The organism is Legionella quinlivanii, assembly GCF_900461555.1.
GTDB classification, from domain to species: domain Bacteria; phylum Pseudomonadota; class Gammaproteobacteria; order Legionellales; family Legionellaceae; genus Legionella_C; species Legionella_C quinlivanii.
Window position 1 is genome coordinate 1,930,150 of sequence record NZ_UGOX01000001.1, and the last position, 17,537, is coordinate 1,947,686.

Consider the following 17,537-nt stretch of genomic DNA (forward strand, 5'->3'; position numbering starts at 1 on the left):
GACTTGCTCACTGTAACTCAGTCCCGGTGGCACAGTGGATAGCGCGGCCCCCTCCTAAGGGGCAGGTCGGAGGTTCGAATCCTCTCCGGGACGCCATATAAAATCAAATAATTACATTACATCTTTCACTAGGCTGAGGTAGTTTCCAGAGTGCGTACAGTGAAGTATAGGGTGTATTACAGGAAAAAGTCTGGGCTTGCGTTAAGTAGAGCGCCATTATTAAGAAATATCATTCGATGATGGTCATCAATTTAGAAACCGAATGATCGCTCAGTTATTGATAATAATTTTTTTTAAATTTAATAGAGAGTTTAACCCGAGCTTATCCCTCGCATTAACCAAATGGGTTTCCACAGTTCTAGAGGATATTGATAATAAATTTCCCATTTCCTTGTACCGATATCCTTTTTTAAGCAAATACAGGCATTGTATTTCACGTTTAGAAAGAAGCTTTAAACAGGACATTTTAAAAATTCGCTTCATTGCTAAGTGCCTGTAAAATTCTTCATATTTTAAATTGGATAAATCAATATTCACATTTTCAGGAATGTATGGACGTAAATGAGGAGGCAAATACAAACGGCGGTTATCTGCTTCTTTGAAAAGTGGATTAATTTTATTTCTAAAGTAATCGGTGTAAATCTGCAAATCCTTCATATGATTGAGATAGCGATTTACTATGTCCTTATCTCCAACAAAACCTGCTATAGCCATTACCTCCTTATAGTCACCTAATTGGTTGATAATATACAAAATGCTTTCGCACTGACCAGCATTGGCATTAGCTATTTGCAACTCTTTAAATTTTTCATCCGCACAAAAGTTTGTTAAATAAAAGAAAGATTGATAATGCCAGTATTTATCGGGTATTGGAGCCATGGGACTACAATCTAAATCCAAATATAATTTCGCAAACATAGGATCAGAATGAACAGACAATATACTTTTGTCCGAAAAAATTCTGGCATAGGTCATAGCTGATAAATTATATTCCTTTAAGAAAGGACTAGTTATTTCTTTTGTTTGCGCTGCTGTGGTCAAAGAGAACTCAATATCAATATCCGCTTTCATGTGGTGTGTATCGAATTTGGCATGACTCAATTATACCATATTGAATTAATTGCAACCATATAGAACACATTCGAATCACCTTACATTTTGAATTAAATCTCCCAAAGAACAAATATCTGCTTTTTTTACAATTCAATCCGTGATTTTCCCTGATCCTTTAAATTACTTATTGAATTATAGTTTCTCCTTTTAAATTTAAGGGGAAAAATTATGCCTTTGAACCAAGAGGCCATCGAAACCTTGCCGACTCGTGAACACAATAATGACGAAAGAAGCGATTTGGAAAGCCTACTCCAACAAATGCAAAAAGACAGGAAACAAATGCATCAAAACTGGCAAGATTTTTGTTTAAAAGCTGAGAAGTTATTAGAAAAGATGGCTGATGAACATGTTAAATTAACGAAAGCAATCACTGAACAGTACGAAAAAGCAGTTGATGATACACTGTCCACATTTGAGAGCGACTTTGCTGAAATATCCAGGATGAGCACTCCTGAAAATGCATCTGTGAGTCTAAGCGATAGATTTTTTAATAAATTTGCCAAATACGATGCTGAATTAGGTAAACCTGATCATGAAAAAGCAGCATCTGATTCACTCAGTAAAATGACGAATGGCTAACCAGGCCGCAACATTTAATTCTTACAATAAAGACAACTAAAAGAAGGAACTACAGTTGTCCGACTACCCAATAACTCTATAGGGCTTAAGTAAGTTTCTTAAGCCAGAAAAAACTGCAAACATGAGCACTCTGTCGCTATTGGGTAATTCATTCTGCCACGATCGAATGAAATGGAATTGTAAAAGTATTTAATCTTATTGATTTCAGATACCAAAGAGAGTCCGGCAATGCATTTATGTGATATTTTAGAACAATTAATTGAAAATGCCCGCGATCTGAAGCATGTTGATCTACTCCAGGAGAAGTTTACTGATCAAGGATGTGAGGTTTTGGCTGAGGCATTAAAAGGGAATAGTTACGTTGAAAGTATAGATCTTGCTAGTAATCAAATTGGGCCAAAAGGTGCTGCCCAACTTGCCATGATGTTAAAAAGAAATGCGAGCATTAAGAACTTGTGCCTATCTTTTAATGACATTGGTGATGAAGGAGTAGAGGCAATTGCTGAGGCGCTTAAAACGAACTCTACACTTAAAACTCTCGGATTAACATCTACTAAAACTACTGCTTTAGGTGCGACCAAACTTGCTACAGCCTTACAAGTTAATACTGCGCTTGAATATATCTATATTGCTTCTAATGAAGTTGGTGAGTTAGGTACCGTAAAGCTGGCTGAAGCACTAAAGACTAATAAAACTTTAGTTAAAATTTGCCTTGACAATAATGAAGTTGGGGACCAGGGAGCGGTAAAGTTGGCAGAAGCGTTATTGGATAATCCTTCAATTTCAATAATCCAACTTTCAGGTAATCAGATAAGTGCTGAGGGAATGGCATCCTTGTTTGAGGCATTAGATAGAAATAAACGGAATGTACAAGTCAATGTAGCTCACAACCGTCTTTGTTCAAGCCCCATGCAAAGACTTATGTCCTCTCTTATAGCCCATAATCGGCTTACAAAAGTTGATTTAAAAGGTAATAAAATTGGGAACGATGCGGCAAAAATGCTAGGAATGGCCTTGTCATTGAACAGGAGTATTGAGGACTTTAATCTTAGTTTCAACTCTATTACTGATTTAGGGGCTGAATATTTAGCTGAAGCCTTTAAATGCAATACCACCCTGACCAGCATTGATTTAACTTTTAATAAAATTGGTAATATGGGGCTGAGTAGCTTAAAAGAAGGCTTAAAATTAAATTTAAAAATAATCAATATACCACTCTTGGGAAACTTATTCCCTTACGATCGGTGTTCAGAAGTGAATGAATTTCTCCAACGAAATGCCAAAATAATTACACTAGGAAGAATTATAAAATTCTTTATTCGAGCTAGCTTGAGCTTAGGTAAGCAATCCGATGAAGAATTAAATAAAGTAAAAGCACAGTTGTTGCAATTCGGTGATGAACTTCATGCAAGCTTTGACTATGTTAAAAGCTTGAGTGCTGATCCCATTCACCTACATGACCAGTTGGTTCCATGGCTAATCACATGTGCACAACATCCCAACCTATTCAGAATTAGTTATCTTTTGCAAGAATTCAGACAATTGGATAAGCAAAAAATACAATTATCGGACTATCAAAAACTAGTGGAGCTCCTAATCCTTGGTTGTTATGGCGAAGCGATAGATCTTTCCAATCAGAATTCGGCGAAAGCGGAGCAATTCTATAAAGAAACGATTCTATTATGTCTCAAGACCAATTCAGCAGCTTATAATACAATTTTTTGTGAAAGCTTAATTGCTTATTTCGCACCCGCAAAAAAAGGCCATTTTCGAACCCGCAGTTTAAGAGAAACACTAGATAGCTTACAAAGTCACTCCAGCGAAATAGATGAAGATAAAAAATCGTTCCTGATTGAAATATCTGAGCGCTTGCAATTATCTCCGACAACAAAGCCATCTCCAAGCAACCGATTTTTTCATCCAATAAAAAAACAAATAGCAAACAATGACAGTGAATATACTGCATCCTTAACGTTGTGAGGGCTTAGAGTTATTCAGAATTGTAGCAAGCAAGATTATCCCCTTTTAAAGACAAAGACAATCAACAGTACACAAAGTAAGTAATTTATCCAAGAGAGATCGCAAATGAAACAATCCCCTGAAGCACCACCATCTCAATCGATGGGGCTATCTGCATTAAATGCAATCATTGATACGCATAATATTGGTTCAACGATAATGCTGGAGAAAGTGGAGGGAGTATTGCCTAAAACTGTGTTTGTTAAACATATCTTCATCATGTCCATCTTGAAGGAAGTAGCCAATAACCCGACTTCAAATTATAGTGATGCACTGCTTAAAGTAAGTAAAGAGCTGGTTACTGACTTTGCAGTGATGCTGGCACTTGGTCCTGTTGGCTTGGGTGTTGAGATTGCTTCATATGTGGGAGATCGAATTGATTTAGAAGAATATGATCAAGCGGTTTCGTCCTATCTCTCGGCAACCTCTCCCACAGACTTGCCACAACCTTTAAAGGAAGAACTCTCTCTACGCCAGTTCTTACTAGTGGAATCCGGTTGTTTGCCCTATCTTTGCAAAGGAATCAGCGTCGGTAAACAAAAGTTAAGCGCTGGGATAACTTCTTTTGTCGAGCTGTGTGCGGACAAGTTGAGTGATTGTTTTAATGCGCTTAACGACACCATAATCGAGCCCTGTGCCAGTAAATTGTTAGAAATAGTCAGTCTGTACGGTGAACCCATTCAGGATGATGAAACGTCGTTTAAAGATCTTTTGCTTACTACTCTCAAATTAATGTGGATGAATCAGAGAATGGCGGAAGCAGTCTGGTTTGCACAAACTGTAGACGCTAGTTCCAAGGCAGAACCCCCCTCACCTGATGATGCCATTGAACTTTTCAAAGAAATGGTTGCAACAGCCTCAGAAAAAATTATTGAACGTTATAGTAATAAGGAAGATTTATCCCTTGCTGATGAAACAGTGGCAAAGACAACTGCGAATTATCGGCAGTTAATCGATCGATTCAAACCTGTTGAAACGGGTGAACGACGCGCTAAGACCGTACTAGCCGAGGTGTTGCCGGATACGATTAAAATAGGTGCAGAAATTGCTGAATTTGTATTTAGACTTCATGGTCTTAAGCAAGAAGATAAGCAGTTTGATACAAAGAAGTCAGAAATCATTCGCGGATTCGAAGAAAAAATAAAAGGGTACGGGCTTATACTCGATGAAAGCCGCAAAAAAGAGTATTTACAAAATCCAAACATGCCGCTTCCTGATCTCAGACATCATGTTTATTCATTAATGGCTGAAGATATCACACTGGAATTGATCGGTCGTGAAAAGCGCTTTTTAGCAATTCAAAATCAAATTCATGAAATTAATCAACATAATAAAAGTTTAGGTGGCTTCAAACAATCTACCGGTATCGTCTTGCAGCAAGTAATTGCTGAGCAAATCCGAATTCAATATAAAATAAAAGATCTGACCGCAAACAAAATACCCGCTGAAATACAAGCCGGTGTGTCTATATTGCATAAATTTGCAGGTAATTGTTATCCAGCCGTTACCTTGGCATTGGAAGGAGCTTCTTACCTGACAGCACTGCACAATATGAACGCGCAAAATAAAGTGGAGAAAAAACTGCTTGCCCACCAGCTTCGTTTTGAAAAATACGACTCGCTTGCGAGCGGCCTAAGTCATAATTTGCAACAAGCCAGTTATCATACCCAGCATAATCTTGCAGCTAAAACACAATTAAGTTTTGAACAATTAGGGCATGCTTATGGAACGCCATTATTAACCCGGATCCGCGAATTAACAACTGAATATCAGGACGATTTGAATTTCGCTAAGACCACTGTTGCAGAGTTACTCTCTGAGAAGAACCAATTAGAACAAGATCGAAATCGAAAAGGCACCGAATTGTTTAATGCTTCAGATAAAAAAAGATCCCGATTAATAGACGATATCAACCAACTGAATGCCCACCTCTCTGACAATGCATTATCACTTCTAACAGCTCAAAAAGACGTGGAAAATATCCAGACAACACTTGATAATTTGGACAAACTCTATGAACAGCAAAAACCCATTGCTCCAATGTTGGACCTCTTTGATGAAATTCATGCTGATTTCTATAAGGGCTATACCAAGGATGAGATAGAGGCAAGGGTATTGTGGCAGAAAACAGTCAAAGAGCAGCTTTGTAAAATCGATGCACTCAAGGCTGATATAGATAACGCGATGAATGGCATAACAACTGAATTGTTAGGTATGCTTCCTTTGCTGCAAGGTATGGGTCTAAACAAAACGGCAGGATATTTTGCCCGTGGCGTCAATGCTATACGGAATGGTTATACGATATATCGCACCGGCGAAAAAATAGCTATCGCTATAAGGCAATTAAACCGAGCCCGATTTACCAGTGACGGTGACACCTTACTCAGTACCATGAGTTTTGTTGACGCCTGGAAAAAAATGGGAACGGGATTTACTATTGATAAGTTAATAACGCCTTTGGCGAGTTTGATTAACTTCAGTGCAAGATTATTGGATAGTGTATTTGGCTGGAATCTGTTTAAAGACCCTATTCAGGAAATGAGAAGACTTCTGGCAGCGCAAATAAAGGAAGGTGTTGAAAGAGTATCTGAGCAGCTGAGACAAGTATCGCAACAGCTTGGGCAGGGTTTTGGTGATGTTAAGAGGGAATTTATCGACATCAGATTGAATCACGCTGAAAATAGCAATCAGCATCGAGTTGCCCAACTGACTGACGAAAGCAGGCACAATGAAAACCGGATTTTACAGCTTCATAAGAGCCAGGAAAATCTATCCCGTCAGGTTGAGTCATCAATAACGAAAGTCATAACAAAAATTTCAAGGGTTAAATTCAAACCTAGCCACCTGCTATCACGTTACTCCAGCTTTGCGGCCAGAGAAGCGCTTTATGATGGGGCGAATAATATCACTATTGAGGACGGTGTTATTGTCGATCCTTTGAATGCTGTCCAGTACATCCAGAGGAACCTGGTTAAATATGATGAGACACTCTCGCAAGCTCTACTGCCCAACTATTATTTAATTTGCTCAATTTTAGAAGAAAGTCTTGCATTACTACAGGAGGGGCTGAGTCAAAATGAGCGTGCTTCTATACCGGCAATCCTTAATCTTGGAATAAATCTTTATTCCTTCGTTGAGCATTTACACACCAATACGGATTGGTTATGCAATCTGACCAATAACATTTTCGCTGATTTGGAAAAAGCAGAGCAAATGATAAGACAGCGTCAGCCTTACAGAGAACTGACCACAGAAGATAAAGAAATAACTCGGCTTAATAGTCAGGCGGTAGCCTGGGATTTGGCAAGAGAGAATGAAACAACACTCGGTAGACTGACTAGAGACTATCAAAATGATGAACTGTGCTATTGGCCGAATTATAAAAAGCATAATAAAGCCGCTGCTCCTCAAACAATAAAAAGTAATGCAGTGGTTATCACTGAATTGCTAAAGAATAACAGCATACGGGTGATGCTTATTGCTAATGGCAAGTTCGTTGAACGGCAATTGTATGATGATAAAAACAAATTCAATATAAACGTTCCCCTCTCATCAGAGGAGGTAAAACTGGTCAATACCAAACGTCGTGAATTTGGGAAATATGCCCAATTACCTGACGAATATAAACAATTGATGGATAAGATTCACGCAGAGGAATATGGCGTTATTACTCAATATCATCGAATGTTACAAATGCTTTTTCGTTCACAATTACCCTCACGAAGTCAAACCTGCTTTGAATTGTCAGCGGATGCATTAGCCCCTCTTTTAAATAAACTGTCGACAAAAACGCATGGCCATGATTTGCTTGCTCAAACACTGGGAAATATTCCAGTGGTGCTTATACAACCCCATAATAAGGAACATCTTCCCCTACTCTTGCCTAAAGCATTAATTGATGCTGCGGATAAACACCCTAATAATGAAAAATTAGTAGAGGCTGCAAGAGCAGGTCTTATTCAAATTAAAATAGAGTATATTTTTGAAAAACATGAAGATAGTTATCTTTTTTCTTTACTCTATTCGATAAAAAAAGACAGCACTTACAAAATAAATAACGCGATGACTACGGTGTATCGCTTTGAGTATGAGGATTTGAAAACCAATTCCAGCTCTCCAATTGAAATTCTGATAACCGCTTTGTATGGAGGCCATTTAATTGCTTACGAGCCTGCAGCGGTCTATAAGATAAATCTTTTTGCCTTCTCTGCAAAATATCCAACATTAGGTTTCTTCCATAGTAGCCGGCTTTTCTCCAGACCTTTGGCGAATGCATTAAGAAATATGATTGAACATGGCATTGTCACCCAGGCTCTGAAACCGTTTATTCTGGAAAAGCACACTCATACGAAATGTGATGAGTGGGGTCTTATTAATCTGCATTTAAGCACGCTTCGTAAAGAGCGTTCATTATTGCTGCAAAACGCTCTTGAACAGGATAATGGGCATAATTTAAGCGCTATTCTGGCTCGTGCTTCTAAAAATTATGAATTATTAATAGGAGCCATTCGCTTATTTTCGACGCATGATTATCCCACTACTGTTGAGGTGGTAAGAAAAATATTGCATTTACCGCATTTGAAGAAAATAACGGTTTTATTGAATACCAACATCGAAAGTCTTCAATATTTTCTGCAGAAAACAATGCAAAACAATAAGTTGCGGGCTGAGCAAAAGGTTGGAGATTTATTTGAAAAAGTGCGCACACTAATGAATGATCGCAACCATTATCAACATGAACTAGGTTCCTTATTAAATGCAATTAAAGCCAAACTAACATCGCATTCAGATCCAGAGATCCACTCTCATACAATTAAGCTTGATTGTCAAAGAATCGAGATAGAAAAAATTATTAATTATAGAGAAGCCTTGAAAGCCAAGGCGACACGATCGCATCTTTCTGAAAAAGATTTGCTGCCAAAGGAAAATCCTGAGCTCGTGAATGATATATCAATTGCCCGCGCCTGCGATGTGTATAGAGCGGTTGCCAGACAACTGTTTATTGTCAATAAGAAAGTATTCAACAAACTGACACCTTGTACTGAGCAGTCATTCTTCAAAAACTCACATGTATTGATTGAAACCGCGCAGGCAATTCTTCGTATGAAGGTCATCGAACTCTTAAGAAATAACCACGAGGATCTTTCTCGGGAAGCGCTTGACGCTTACTTGAATGAAAATCATCCGGGTGATGACAATACCTTAATGGCTTTAGCAACAATACTGGAATTGACAATTATAGTAGCAGATAATACTGAATCAGCCTGTTACAAACTCAGGGCTTATTCTACACAGAGTATGGTGGAAACTGATTTCAAAAAGTCTATTTTATTGCTACGGAACAAAGAACAAATCTATGCAGCAGGTACTCATTTGAGTGATGATCTAATAGAAGCACTACAGACCACTAAGGAAAACCTGTCGACCGCTTTTCGCTATACTGGCACTACTGGAAAGGCTCCGACTCAACAATTTTTTAGCTCGTACAACCTTTATCATCAAAATAAAGCCTGGGAAAGCATCTCACAGAACGCGTTGACAGCCAGCCCACACGACATGAACAGGATCTCACTTTAGCTATACATAAATGATCTTTCCAACATGCCTGATCGTAATTATTTCTGCATCCAGGGGGAGAGGTGGGGGTTAGAATCCTCTCCGGGAGGTCAATTAATCCAATGCGTTATAACTTAATATTTAGGGCGCATGTTTAGCCAAATGTCATAATCCTTTTTATCCATATTTAAGTGATCAAATTTGTGCGGTATTTTACTGTTCACATATGACAAGCCGATAAATTGATTAAAACTTAATCAGGTTTATTAATTTTTTCTTAATGTTTAACTATTATAATTTTGCAAATCAAATTATTTTTTAGTAGTTTATTGATGAAAAGAACAAGTCTTAAAAAAAGCAGGACTCCGAGCAAAAGGCTAGCACCAATTACTGATTACGATTTGAAATCAGTTCCAAATTCTCAAATTAATGGCAGGAAGGCCAATCGATTTAAAGAGCCTGAACGCCTTATATTGAAAGACGCATTTAAGCAGGACACCAGACCCAGTAAGTCTACACAAACCCAATTAGCAGAAAGAATTGGGGTTAGCTATGTAAAAGTTAATGCTTGGTTTCGGAAAGAAAGAATGCGTACAAAAAAGACATTGGGGGAAGCCGTTTCTCGCCCAATTGACCCGGCAATGACTCCCAATAATGACATCGAGCTAACTGCACCAGAGTGTATCTCGTCAAATAAATCAGCTCACAAATTGACATTTTTTGGAGCAAAGAATCAACCGAATGCAGTAAAAGAAAAAGAAGAAGAAATTATTAATCCCAAGTTTATAAAATTTGAGGATTTGATTGATCTTTCGCATTTGGAACGACTCGAGTATTTTGTCGAGAGCCCCCATCTTGATGAAATAACAAAAAGCAGCATAATCACAAAGGAAATGGCTAGATTTCGCGCCAATAATATGCAGATACCTTTTTCTAACTATGACAATTTTCTTCTTGCAAAGAATCTGCCCACAATAATTATTCCACGTAACATAATTTTAAAGTTTGATGAATCCATGCAGCTGATTAAACGGCACGATTATCATTTAGCTGCCAAGAGTCTTAATGAGTGCATGAACTTAGTGGAGTCTGATTCTCTGAAATTTAATCCAGAACAGTTGAGCGATTTAAAATTTGTAATCTCATATTTTCTCGAAGCGACGCTCATTGCGTTTATGGACAATCTAGCATTCAATAAAAAGCTGGTAAATTTAAATTCCTTTCTATTTAGGAATGAATATACCGAAGAGGACATTGAAATTGAGGATGATTTATTACAAGCCAATCTAATCAAGAAAGTAAGTCCCCAAAAACAAAAAGGTGATCAATCAGAACAAATTAATCTATCCGAAGAAGAACAGAAGTACGCTCTCTCAATTTGCAATGTAAATCGCTCAGCTGCTTTTGGAGTCACTTTATTTAATTCTGAGTACGATGTTGAGAAAAAGCGGTCAAATCCCGTGTCTCTGCACACCGTAATTAATGCCCGCCTTATAAGTACTTTATCGCAATCGCAACGTGATTCTTACGTTAATGGTGTAATCCATGCAGTTGCCGATCCTGTTTTTAAAAATGCATTAACTATGTAAACGATACAACCCAGTTGAGCTACTTTTTTTTAAAGCCATTTCCCTCTGCGCTTCGAATTGATTTGGAGAGACATATCCCAAAAACGAATGAAGCCGCTTGTGATTATAAAACATAGCAATTATAGCCCAGAAGATCTTGCTGCGCGCTTCATAGCGAGTCTGGTAGTTTGGAGATGGTTATTAAATCCCATCCCAAGGGGCAGGTCGGAGGTTCGAATCCTCTCCGGGACGCCAACGAATCAATGGTTACGTTAATACCAAGGGGGTACATTCTAGATTAGCCCCTGTAATTAAACATCTGACTTCCACAATGCGAAACTCAAAATACGCACTGCTTTTGCGGAGGGGAAAGTATATTCTTGCAAAATTAATTAAAGCCTGGTGCTTCACTAAAGTCTTCTTCGGAACAGGAAGGCAGAGAATTCCATAAAGCGCCCCCTAAATCCACTAAATTTAAAGGAACACTTGCTACAGCTATGAGTGAAGCCATCAGGGAAAAGCCTATTTTATCGCAAGCTTCCCCCATAGCGTGATTCCCACCTTTTATATTGCCAGCCACATAGTTGCAAAGACCCCATAAAAATTGAGCAGCTGCTACTATAGCAAATCCCGCAGATACTACTGTGAAAATGATTGGAGCGACAACCAGACTGACAAGTCGCGATGCAAAATCTGAAGCTGACTCAAATTTTTGAAAAAAGCAAACTTGATTTTCTTTGTATTTCTTTCCCTCTGTTGCCATACGAAGAAACGTAGTTCCCAATAAATTAGGTTTAAAAAAACGAGCCATTTTTACCCCCCCCCCCTCAAATTAAGAACACAATATTAACATTTTGAATCTATTTTGGTCAACTATTTTTTAATGAAGGCCAAATCACTAACCATTAACAATTATTGCGGAACTTAGATATGTTCAACTAATTTTGACCTGACAGACACGTCTAAAACTGGCGACTGTTAGATTTTGAAAAGAGCGAGTAATAGCCAGGTATATTAGGAGTTTTTTCAAACAGCAGGCGGGTATACATTCTAGCTTCAAATGCGACCGTCATTCTTTAATCCAGCCTTTCGACACCTCATATAATTGGATTTTCTTTTTTCTGTTCACCATAATTACAAAAAGGTTATTGATAAGGCTGAATATGGTTCTTTCTTTATTAAGTTATAATAATTTCATAGGGCCTAAACCTGAAAAAGGACATGCGGCCACGCATTTATTTTCTGAAGGAACATTTTCTGAACTCACTGGGAAGTGGATTGTCAAGATTGCCGATGATCATAAGATTGCCAGGCATGAGGTGCTGGCACAGGAGCTTTTTCGATTATTCATTCCTCATCAACAGCAAACACGCATTGCGCATGATGAAACAACATACTTTGTCTGCTCAGAAAAAATAGAATCATACAAAGATCTGCCTTATGATGGCAGCCGTTTTGAAAAAGGAGATATTACGGGCTTGGGACAAGCCATGTTGGTCGCAGTTTTTCTTGAGGAAATGGATTTAAAAAATGGCAACATAGGTGTAGATGGTCAGAACAGAGTTGTAAAAATTGATGGTGATCAGAGCCTCGCATCTCTATTGAATTATAACCTTAAATTTAATCTTACATCTGAAACCATTGCTAAATTACCCGCTAAAAGCACATTTTCCGCAAGCAATTGGCTGAGTTTTCTTCCAAAAACGCTTTCGTTTAATGAACAATACCGCTCTGAAATAAATCAGGCAATGCTAAGAGTTTTAGCTTTGTCTGATGATTATATTGAAAAATTTGTTGAATTTTATATACCTGAGGAAAATGAAATAAGCAGAAAGTCATATGCCGAGTTAATCAAAACCCGCAGAGACAATCTAAAAATAGCTGCGCTGGAAAATAGTTCGTTTAGACAGTATATTTTTACTCCTGCAGCACAAAAAGATTTCAATGAATTTTTGCTCCATATCAAATCATTTAACATTGGTGGAGAATCTGTTGTACCAGAATATAGTTCTCAAACAGATGACAATACCAGCCTGAAGGATTTACAAGCAGCGGCAACGTTACCAATCTTGAATACGTTGAATGAACAACTGGAACTGATAAACAGTGGAACGATACAACCCGTAATAGACCTGGCTCCCTTGGCTGATGAAGTGAACACAATAGTTGCTGATGCAATAAAAATAAAAAATACCCTGGAGCAGGAACTAAAAGAGCTACAGAATAATCAGAAAAATCAATTGGATTCCGTTTATAAGCTATATATTCAACTCAAATCACAAGAACTCCTGCCATTGGAAACTCAGAATGAAAACGTTAACTAATACAAAGAATTTCTAAAGACTAAAATTAATCCTCTGTTAGAAGAATATGTTGTGATTCTACAAGGAAGCGGATATCAGGCCTCCTATATGCTAGATAAATTTCCTGAAGATAAAGAGTGGGCTCGTTTTGATTTTCCAGAAGCGAAACGCGCGAAAGAGAGTTTGAACATCATTAAATTAATGATAGGAAACAGATCCGGGATTGAATCAGCGTTAAGCGCTATAGATTATGGTATCAGGATGGCGAAGCAGTATGATCTACCCAGTGCGTCCGAAGAGTTTTTGCTATTGTCAGAAGATAGATTTGTTAAGGGAATAATGGATACTAATTTAGGAGAGAACATCCTTAAATTAAGCAAACATGCTGCAGAGCGTTATTCTTCACTGGCTCATGTTTTGACGCCCAATTGGAAAATTATACAGAGTGAACAGGTTACTTTAAGGAAATTATTATTAGACATCAATAAACATGTCACTGCTCTGGAGAACGCGGCGGCTACCTTATCGAACTCTTCGGAATATCTGAGTATTTTAGAACAATCCCTACAGAACCTAAGGATTTTAAAAGAAAAGATCAAGGAACAAAACGATCTGCAAAAAGAACTTGATCCTTCCGTTTTAAATGAAATAGAAAGCCGGCTACAGAAGATTATAGATGGTATAAAACAAGATGAATTGATGTCTTCTCAAAAACCATCTCAATCAAAAGCCAGTCAACCTGCAGATGCCCCCACTCCAGGCAACTTATCGAATAGCGTTAGCGTTCCCAATAATTTTAAAATCAGGAATAATGTAATACGAGTGCCTGAGGATGAGCGGAAAGAAAATATTACTGCTGTATGTAACATATTAAATAATGATGAGCTGATGGAAGGTCTGGATGGAACTGTACCAATTCTTATCCAGCAGATACGAGACTTAGCGAATGCTATTGATTATTCAGATGAAGAAAATATCTCTCATGCACTACTTACAATTAAAATAAAGATTCGCGACGCTGGTCCATTCAAAAGTACTGAGTATGTTAATGGAGTACTTGATTCATTTAGACATTCAAATCATTTAAGCTTCAAAGAAATTCGGCACGATTTAGAGAAGAATGCCGTTTTCAAAGAACAAATCGAATCAATTAATGCAGGGTCGCTCTCACGACCCTAATGCATTTTTTTTCCATTGGGTACAAAGGGATTGATAGTAGCCAGGCATATGGCCCCTTCAGAGTCTGAGAAGCCGACCAGCAAAAATTGAGAGGTAAATCCCGCAATATTTTTCTCTCCCAGATTTACACAGCCTATCACTGTTTTCCCGGGTAGAGACTCTGGGGTATAGTGCACTGTGATTTGAGCGGAAGTTTGCAGTATGCCGATCTCTGGTCCAAAATCTACCCAGACTTTATAGGCTGGTTTTTTTGCCCTTGGAAATGGCTCGACTTTTACAATAGTGCCTGAACGTAAATCAACTTTTTCAAATTCATCATACGATATCGTCATTCTGTTACTCCTTTAGCTGGCTTTACCGCCTGCTAGAATGATAAACAATAATCTGCAAAAGAATAAGACCCTGTTTTCTTACTAATGCAAAAGTAGAATAATTTGTTCTGTAATGCTATAAAGGCCTTTGTTGTCGCCTCTGGTGATAGAAATATTATTTGGGTAATTGGCAGGATGCAGTTTTTATGGGTAATTGCGCCAGATTGTCCCAATTTGAATAACTGGTAAGGAATGTCAGATGTCTCAGCCTGTGTTTGTGAACCGAATATTGAACATGAAAAAGATTAAGTATATTGGTCTGGATATGGATCATACACTCATTCGATACAATACAGAGAACTTTGAGGCTCTTGTTTATCAAATCGTCGTCAGGAAACTGGTTGAGCAAAAAAAATATCCATCAGCTGTCTTAAACTTTACCTTTAACTTTTCAGATGCAATTCGCGGCCTGATTATAGACAGTAAAAATGGAAATATTCTTAAGTTAAGCCGTTATGGTGCTATACGACAAAGCTATCACGGCACCCGTCTAATCAGCTTTGCCGAGCAAAAAGAAATCTATCGAAGCACTTATGTGGATTTGAAAGATAGCAATTACATGGCGATTGATACCTCATTCTCGATTGCATTTTGCGTTTTGTATGGACAATTAGTAGATTACAAGGATGAATCTCCGGATGATTTGCCCAGCTATTCAGAAATTGCCAGGGATGTTTTGTATTGTGTAGATACAGCCCACTCGGACGGCAGTATTAAAAATTATATCGCGCAACACCTCGAAAGTTTCGTTCAAAAGGATCCTGAGCTTGTGGCTGGATTGAAACGCTATGTCCACTATGGTAAGAAGATTTTTATCCTGACGAATTCCGATTATTTTTATTCCAAGCTTTTACTCGATTTTGCTATCAATCCTTTTCTCGGTCAAAATGAAACCTGGCAGGATTTTTTTGAGATAGTCATAACGCTTGCCAATAAACCCCGCTTTTTTTATGACAATCTTCGCTTTCTGACGGTTAACCCGCAGGATGGAACGATGACCAACACCAATGGTTTGATTAGCCATGGTGTTTATCAGGGGGGTAATGCCAGAAAATTTACCGACGATCTGCAGTTAAATGGTGATGAAATTCTCTATATTGGAGATCACATTTACGGTGATATCCTGCGCCTGAAAAAAGATTGCAACTGGCGTACTGCTCTGGTCGTTGAGGAGCTTGGGGAGGAAATACGGGCCCAGGTGAATTCTCTTCCGATTGAAGAAGAGATTATTGGCTCAATGAATGCAAAGAAAAAACTGGAGAAACAATATGTCGAGCTTCATTCGAGAATTATCGAAGAGCACTTTGAGGAAGGCAAAGAACTATTAAGCGAACTACAACAAAAAATTGTGGCTATTGACACCGAGATCTCATCCTTATTGCAAAAACAGCAAACCTTTTATAACAAACGCTGGGGCAGAACCTTTCGAGCAGGTGCAGAAGAAAGTTATTTTGCCTATCAAGTAGATCGTTTCGCCTGTATCTATATGGAAAAACTGACTGACTTATTCGCTAAATCCCCTATTACTTATTTTCGAGCCTATCGCCGGCTTCTTGCCCATGATATAGAAGCGCCAACCGAGGAAGCGGCTGACTAGCCTAAGAAATTGTTGATTTTATAAACTATACTTTTCCTAGTGATCATTAAATAGCAATCAGGAAAAGTATAGAGCATGCAAATTCAATCGTTTCAGTATATAAAAAACAGAGGATGGAGTGTCGATAACTTTCCAAATCTTGATTCAGAAAACACTCTGGTAATCGTGTTTTCCTCTCCTTTTTTTCTAAACTATCCGGTTCCCTTGAGACAATTAGCCGATATTTATAAAAAGTCCAAAATAATAGGATGCTCAACTGCCGGGGAGATATTCGGATCTCGTATTCTGGACGACAGTCTGGCTGTAGCGGTCGTAAAGTTTGATAAAACGCCACTTCGCTTGTGTACAGCTAAAATAAGTAAACCGTCAGAATCCTATAAAGCCGGCGAATTAATTGCAAATGAATTGCAAAGTAAGGATCTGCGAAGTATTTTTGTTTTATCAGATGGCTTGACCGTCAATGGAACAGCCCTGGTAAAAGGTTTAAATGATAATACCAAAGAAGGCTTGATTATCACAGGAGGACTGGCAGCTGACGGCAGCCATTTTAATAATACCTGGACATTATGTAATGGTGAAATCATTGACAACTATGTAGTCGCTGTAGGCTTTTATGGCAATTATATCCAGGTAGGCCACGCCTCTAAGGGGGGCTGGGATATATTTGGACCGGCTCGACGCATAACCCGCTCTGAAGGCAATATTTTATACGAACTGGACAACCAACCAGCATTACATCTCTATAAAGAATATCTTGGGGACCGTGCGGCCGAGCTGCCAGCTTCCGGATTGCTTTATCCCTTAGCCATTAAAGACGGAAACACAAAAAACCCTGTGCAGCTCGTTAGAACGATTCTTGGCGTTGACGAAAAAACGCAATCGCTGATATTTGCCGGTGACATGCCGATGGGCTATCAGGCTCAATTAATGCGTGCTAATTTCGACCGATTGATAACCAGTGCCAATGAAGCAGGTGAGTTGGCAAGAAACAGGCTTTATGGCGATGATGAAGCCATAAACAGTCCCGTATTGGCAATTGCCGTGAGCTGTGTAGGGAGACGCTTGTTGTTGGGAGAGCGTACAGAAGAAGAAACAGAATCTACTTTGGAAGCTCTGCCTCCACTGACCACCCAGATTGGTTTTTATTCTTATGGAGAATTATCTCCTTTTAATCTGGGCAGTTGTGAATTGCATAATCAAACAATGACCCTGACAACCTATTTTGAACGTAATGAAGATACATGAGAGAGAA

At 38.5% G+C, this 17,537-nt stretch carries 11 protein-coding genes, 2 tRNA genes and 1 pseudogene; 10 read left to right on the plus strand and 4 right to left on the minus strand.

What is annotated here, in order from left to right; translation table 11 throughout:
* Positions 1-20: 20 nt before the first annotated feature.
* Positions 21-96: transfer RNA gene (locus DYH61_RS08340), tRNA-Arg, on the plus strand.
* 174 nt (positions 97-270) lie between these two features.
* Here the strand turns inward: DYH61_RS08340 and DYH61_RS08345 are convergent.
* Positions 271-1,071, minus strand: coding sequence for a helix-turn-helix domain-containing protein (locus DYH61_RS08345; protein WP_058507464.1), 801 nt, complete (start codon positions 1,069-1,071; stop codon positions 271-273).
* A 210-nt stretch (positions 1,072-1,281) separates the two neighbouring features.
* On the opposite strand from DYH61_RS08345, the gene DYH61_RS08350 reads away from it, so the two are divergent.
* The 4 genes from DYH61_RS08350 to DYH61_RS08365 all read left to right on the plus strand — a co-directional run bounded on the left by DYH61_RS08350 (position 1,282) and on the right by DYH61_RS08365 (position 10,856).
* Positions 1,282-1,692 (plus strand): hypothetical protein, encoded by a 411-nt coding sequence (locus DYH61_RS08350; RefSeq protein ID WP_058507463.1) that lies wholly within the window; start codon positions 1,282-1,284, stop codon positions 1,690-1,692.
* Positions 1,693-1,920: 228 nt separating this feature from the next.
* Entirely contained in the window at positions 1,921-3,672 is a 1,752-nt protein-coding gene (locus DYH61_RS08355; protein WP_058507462.1) for a leucine-rich repeat domain-containing protein, read from the plus strand.
* Positions 3,673-3,777: 105 nt separating this feature from the next.
* Positions 3,778-9,288: a hypothetical protein gene (locus DYH61_RS08360; RefSeq protein WP_058507461.1), complete on the plus strand. Its 5,511-nt coding sequence runs from the start codon at positions 3,778-3,780 to the stop codon at positions 9,286-9,288.
* 311 nt (positions 9,289-9,599) lie between these two features.
* Positions 9,600-10,856 (plus strand): homeobox domain-containing protein, encoded by a 1,257-nt coding sequence (locus DYH61_RS08365; RefSeq protein WP_058507460.1) that lies wholly within the window; start codon positions 9,600-9,602, stop codon positions 10,854-10,856.
* Here the strand turns inward: DYH61_RS08365 and DYH61_RS15860 are convergent.
* Positions 10,845-11,024 (minus strand): annotated as a pseudogene (locus tag DYH61_RS15860) (IS3 family transposase); the annotation flags it as partial. The gene DYH61_RS08365 and the pseudogene DYH61_RS15860 sit on opposite strands and share 12 nt — an antisense overlap.
* Here DYH61_RS15860 and DYH61_RS08375 point away from each other — a divergent pair.
* Positions 11,014-11,090, plus strand: a tRNA-Ser gene (locus DYH61_RS08375). The pseudogene DYH61_RS15860 and the gene DYH61_RS08375 sit on opposite strands and share 11 nt — an antisense overlap.
* A 133-nt stretch (positions 11,091-11,223) precedes the next feature.
* Here DYH61_RS08375 and DYH61_RS08380 read toward each other — a convergent pair.
* The gene (locus DYH61_RS08380; RefSeq protein ID WP_058507459.1) at positions 11,224-11,646 is read right to left on the minus strand and encodes a hypothetical protein; all 423 of its coding nucleotides are present in this window, start codon (positions 11,644-11,646) and stop codon (positions 11,224-11,226) included.
* Between the two features lie 352 nt (positions 11,647-11,998).
* On the opposite strand from DYH61_RS08380, the gene DYH61_RS15865 reads away from it, so the two are divergent.
* Complete coding sequence (locus DYH61_RS15865) at positions 11,999-13,159, plus strand: hypothetical protein (protein WP_058507458.1); 1,161 nt, start codon at positions 11,999-12,001, stop codon at positions 13,157-13,159.
* Between the two features lie 87 nt (positions 13,160-13,246).
* Positions 13,247-14,317 (plus strand): SidE phosphodiesterase domain-containing protein, encoded by a 1,071-nt coding sequence (locus DYH61_RS15870; protein ID WP_058507457.1) that lies wholly within the window; start codon positions 13,247-13,249, stop codon positions 14,315-14,317.
* Here the strand turns inward: DYH61_RS15870 and DYH61_RS08390 are convergent.
* Positions 14,314-14,649, minus strand: a complete 336-nt coding sequence (locus DYH61_RS08390; protein ID WP_058507456.1) for a tRNA-binding protein — start codon at positions 14,647-14,649, stop codon at positions 14,314-14,316. The two genes, DYH61_RS15870 and DYH61_RS08390, sit on opposite strands and share 4 nt — an antisense overlap.
* Before the next feature lie 238 nt (positions 14,650-14,887).
* On the opposite strand from DYH61_RS08390, the gene DYH61_RS08395 reads away from it, so the two are divergent.
* A complete protein-coding gene (locus tag DYH61_RS08395; RefSeq protein ID WP_058507455.1) occupies positions 14,888-16,285 on the plus strand; it encodes an HAD-IG family 5'-nucleotidase in 1,398 nt (465 codons plus the stop codon).
* A 75-nt stretch (positions 16,286-16,360) separates the two neighbouring features.
* Complete coding sequence (locus DYH61_RS08400) at positions 16,361-17,530, plus strand: FIST signal transduction protein (protein ID WP_058507454.1); 1,170 nt, start codon at positions 16,361-16,363, stop codon at positions 17,528-17,530.
* Positions 17,531-17,537: the final 7 nt, after the last annotated feature.

What these genes read in the sequence shown, in the direction of transcription:
- DYH61_RS08345 (WP_058507464.1), bottom strand. Translation starts at nt 1,071, where the DNA reads ATGAAAGCGGATATTGATATTGAGTTCTCTTTGACCACAGCAGCGCAA.
- DYH61_RS08350 (WP_058507463.1), top strand. Translation starts at nt 1,282, where the DNA reads ATGCCTTTGAACCAAGAGGCCATCGAAACCTTGCCGACTCGTGAACAC.
- DYH61_RS08355 (WP_058507462.1), top strand. Translation starts at nt 1,921, where the DNA reads ATGCATTTATGTGATATTTTAGAACAATTAATTGAAAATGCCCGCGAT.
- DYH61_RS08360 (WP_058507461.1), top strand. Translation starts at nt 3,778, where the DNA reads ATGAAACAATCCCCTGAAGCACCACCATCTCAATCGATGGGGCTATCT.
- DYH61_RS08365 (WP_058507460.1), top strand. Translation starts at nt 9,600, where the DNA reads ATGAAAAGAACAAGTCTTAAAAAAAGCAGGACTCCGAGCAAAAGGCTA.
- DYH61_RS08380 (WP_058507459.1), bottom strand. Translation starts at nt 11,646, where the DNA reads ATGGCTCGTTTTTTTAAACCTAATTTATTGGGAACTACGTTTCTTCGT.
- DYH61_RS15865 (WP_058507458.1), top strand. Translation starts at nt 11,999, where the DNA reads ATGGTTCTTTCTTTATTAAGTTATAATAATTTCATAGGGCCTAAACCT.
- DYH61_RS15870 (WP_058507457.1), top strand. Translation starts at nt 13,247, where the DNA reads ATGCTAGATAAATTTCCTGAAGATAAAGAGTGGGCTCGTTTTGATTTT.
- DYH61_RS08390 (WP_058507456.1), bottom strand. Translation starts at nt 14,649, where the DNA reads ATGACGATATCGTATGATGAATTTGAAAAAGTTGATTTACGTTCAGGC.
- DYH61_RS08395 (WP_058507455.1), top strand. Translation starts at nt 14,888, where the DNA reads ATGTCTCAGCCTGTGTTTGTGAACCGAATATTGAACATGAAAAAGATT.
- DYH61_RS08400 (WP_058507454.1), top strand. Translation starts at nt 16,361, where the DNA reads ATGCAAATTCAATCGTTTCAGTATATAAAAAACAGAGGATGGAGTGTC.